2 protein-coding genes are annotated in these 3,843 nt (G+C 57.2%); both read right to left on the bottom strand.

Annotated elements, in window-relative coordinates; all coding sequences use genetic code 11:
• A partial coding sequence (locus tag PKH29_12605; GenBank protein ID HNX15679.1) for an ABC transporter ATP-binding protein occupies positions 1–1,679 on the bottom strand: 1,679 nt, incomplete at its 3' end.
• A 15-nt stretch (positions 1,680–1,694) separates the two neighbouring features.
• Positions 1,695–3,485, bottom strand: a complete 1,791-nt coding sequence (locus PKH29_12600; GenBank protein HNX15678.1) for a hypothetical protein — start codon at positions 3,483–3,485, stop codon at positions 1,695–1,697.
• Positions 3,486–3,843: the final 358 nt, after the last annotated feature.

Raw genomic sequence — 3,843 nt, 5'->3', positions numbered from 1 at the left:
CCGTTTTTGGTCAGCACCAGAATCGTGTCGGCGTTTCGGATGGTCGTGAGCCGGTGGGCGATGGTCAGCGTGGTCCTGCCTTTCGCGAGCCGCTCGAGCGACTGCTGCACGAGCTTTTCGCTCTCGTTGTCGAGTGAGCTCGTCGCCTCGTCGAGAATCAGAATCGGCGGGTTTTTCAAAAACACCCGCGCGATCGAGATGCGCTGTTTCTGACCGCCCGAGAGCTTGACGCCGCGCTCGCCGACGTAGGTGTCATAGCCGTTCGGGAGCTCACCGATGAACTCCTCCGCACCCGCGAGCTTTGCGGCCTCATAGATCTCTTTGTCGGTCGCGCCTGGCTTTCCGTATTCGATGTTGTCGCGCACGCTGCCCGAGAATAGATACACGTCCTGCGCCACGACGCCGATTTGACCGCGCAGAGACGAAAGCGTGAAGTCGCGGATGTCTTCTCCGTCGATTTTAATCGAACCGCCGCAGGTATCGTAAAAACGGGGGATCAAGCTGCACAGCGTGGTCTTTCCGCCGCCGGAGGGTCCGACCAGCGCCGCGTTTTCGCCTGCCGCGATGCGGATGTTGACGTCTTTTAAAACGCTGTCGGTCTCTTCGGAATAACTGAAAGAGACGTTTTCGAACGTGATCTCGCCGCGCACGTTTTCCAGCGTGACGGCGTCCGGGCTGTCGACGATGGAGGCCGGAGTGTCCATGATCTCCGAGAACCGCTCGATGCCGGTCATGCCGCGCTGGAACTGCTCGGCGAACTCGACGATGCGGCGGATGGAGGAAAGCAGTACGTTTGCATACATCAGATAGGCCACCAGATCCGCCGGGGTGATCTTGCCCTTCACCATAAACAGCGAACCCGCGACGACGATGACGATGTACATCACGCCGTCGAAAAACCGGGTCGTCGCCTGAAATCCCGCCATATAACGGTAGACCCTGGTCTTGATCTTCAAAAATCCGGTGTTGCCGTCTTCGAACTTGTCCATCTCGATGCCCTCATTGGCAAACGATTTGACGACGCGGATGCCGAGCAGGGAGTCCTCGACCTGCGAATTCAATTCGCCGACTTTGACCCGTGATTCCCGGAAACCCGCCCGCATGCGCTTATTGAAAAACTGAAGCACGACGATCATCACCGGAAGGACCGAGAACACGATCAGTGTCAGCCAAACGCTGTATTGACAGAGGATCACGAACGCGGCGGCGATCTTGATGCCTGCGATGAAAAATTCTTCGGGGCAGTGGTGGGCAAATTCGGTGACCTCGAACAGGTCGTTTGTGATGCGCGACATCAATTGGCCGACCTTGGTATTGTCATAAAATGAGTACGACAGTTTTTGCAGATGGCCGAACATATCCCTGCGCATGTCGGTCTCGATTTTTGCGCCCATGACATGGCCGATGGAAGCCATGTAGAAGTTTGCGGCGGTGTCGATGACGCGCAGAGCAAGATAAAGCACCCCGAATTTGATGATCACAGAAACCGTCAGCGAGGCGACGTCGTTAATTCCGGCGTTGGTGATGAAACGCACGATCAGCGGCAGAACCAGTTCGCACACGGTGGTGAACGCCGCGCAGAACAGATCGAATATCAAAATCGGGACGTAGTTTTTATAATAGGGCAGAAAGCGCCTGACAAGCCCTTTGCGGGGCTTTTTTTCTTCATCTGAGAGCAAATGTGCCTCCTGTAATTACTTGTTATTGGTCCTGTAAAGCCGCTTGCCGTCGAGCTGGTGATTGAGCATGGTGTTCGCCTTGACGCGCAGCTGTCCGGTGATCTCCGGCGACAGCCAGAAGATGTCCTCGAGCGCGGCGGTCGGAGCGAGCAGCAGCATTTCGCGCTCCCTGCCTTCGATCAGCCGGATGATCTCATAGGTGTTGTCGATCTCGGCGCGGGTCAGGCGCTCGTATTCAAGCAGTCGCGGGTCGGCGTCGAGCGGCCACTGCGGGCTGATCTCCGGCTCTTCGGAGTAGTCGGTGGAGTCGACGATATCCTGAAACTTCATCGCGTGCAGGTAATTTTTCGCGAAACAATTCAGCAGCGAAAGACGGTCGGCGGCGAGCCGGAACAGGTCGGCGTTCTCCGCGGTTTCGGCAACCTTTAAGTAAAGTTTCCGCGCGGTCTCAACCTGTGTCCTCATCTTCTGCAGGCATTTCGAGGCGAGAAACACCGCGTAATACCCGCGGATAAAGGAAGTGTTCTGGTTGTTCAAAAGGTCGTTTGCCTGCTTTTCGTCGACGGCCTGGAACAGGTAGGGGCGCCAGTAACTCTTTTCGTCTTCATCCAGTTCTTCGGGGAACAGCACGAACGGGCGGTTGATGAGCCGCTGGTTGACGCTCGTCCACGAAAAGCCCTCAATGCAGGTGTCGAGAAAATGTTTTAATGAAGTGTCTATCGCCTGCCACGCGTCGACGAGCGCGCCCGCGTTCCGCGCTCCGGCAACCTTAGCCGCGAATTTTTTGAGCAGCGCGGCGCGGTCGGCGAAGGAACGGGTCGGGTGTTCGCAGAACATCTCATAGAGCGTGAAAAAGCCGTCAAGATCGTCGTCGTAGGTGTATACTTTCAAGATCGTGCTCTCGCTCTCGAAAGCTGCCTGCAGCTGGCGCAGATATTCGAAATAGGACGGGATGCAGCGCACGGGAGAGTAGGTGAATTCGTGGTTGACTTCGACGAGCGAGGACAGGGGAAGCCCCTTGTTGTTTTTGAAGTTGACCGCCATGCCGTCGTCGAGCAGCGGCCAGACCGCGTCCATCACGCTCTCGTCGGCCTTGAAGCCGATGTTGCTGTTCGTCTCGATGAAGATGTCTCTGCCCGCGTCGGCTGCGCCCTGCCGGAATACCCGGAAATAGCCTAAAATCCGCTGCGCGAGCGGGATGTTTTTGCAGCTTTCGGGGCCGTTCGGGCCGTCGTAAAGCCCCGTTGAGTGGCAGATGCCCGCGCCGCAGTCGTTCGTATGTAAATAGACGTAATCGATCTCGGCGGCTTCGCACAAGCGTTTCATCGCGCTGCGGTACATCGCGAGCACTTCGGGGTTGTCCATGCAGGGGCTGTAATAATAGTTCGTCGCGCGGCGGGGATGGTCGCAGCGCGGGCCGCGCCAGTCGGGGTGGTCGCGGTAGACCTCCTCGGGCAGATAAAACGGCTCGGCGAAATAGGCGGCGGCTTTCAGGCCGTATTTTTTCAAAATCGCGCAGCGCTTTTTGATCAGCGCGAAATTGCGGTCGGCGTAGTCCTGCGGCAGATAGCTTTTCAGCTCTTTCGGGACGATGATCTTGAACAGCGCCGAATTCAGCATCCCCCAGTTGGGGTAGGGGTCGCTCAGATCGCGCTCCCAGATCCAGCGGCTTTTTTCAACCTCGGTGACGATGATGTGGGTGGCGCCGGCTTTGGCGGCGCGGGCGGCATATGTCTCGAATTTTTTCAAATCGGTGACGTCGGTGTTGAGCGGCGTGATCTGAAAAACGGTCATTTTTTTCTTCATGAATTTTTTCATCCTTTCGCGCGTTCCGGGGACGTGATTCGGCTTGTGCCGAACGGGTCAAACGAACCCCGGATTGGTTTATGTCCGTTTCATTTTACCCCGCAGCGCTTTCAAAGTCAACCCGGAAATAGCTTTGGAAATGTTTGGGCGCAAAGGCGCTGCCGGGCACGGCACGCATTGGCCGTCCGCCCCCGGTATTCCCCGTAGGGCGCAGAGCTTAACAGACTGCGGCCTGCCAGATGCGCCGCCCCCCCGTCGTCTCCGTAGGGGCGATTACTAATCGCCCGCCTTGCCTTTGTCCTGCCGCGCCTCTTTTTATCGTCATTGCGAGGGGCTTTATGCCCCGCGGCAATCCAGT

The sequence above is a fragment of the Oscillospiraceae bacterium genome (assembly GCA_035353335.1).
Classification (GTDB): domain Bacteria; phylum Bacillota; class Clostridia; order Oscillospirales; family JAKOTC01; genus DAOPZJ01.
The sequence above is the reverse complement of the archived record's forward strand: the minus strand, read 5'-3'. Positions and strand labels throughout refer to the sequence as shown.

Bases quoted from the DNA above. Each gene is read 5' to 3' on its own strand.
- PKH29_12600 (HNX15678.1), bottom strand. From the start codon at position 3,485: ATGAAGAAAAAAATGACCGTTTTTCAGATCACGCCGCTCAACACCGAC.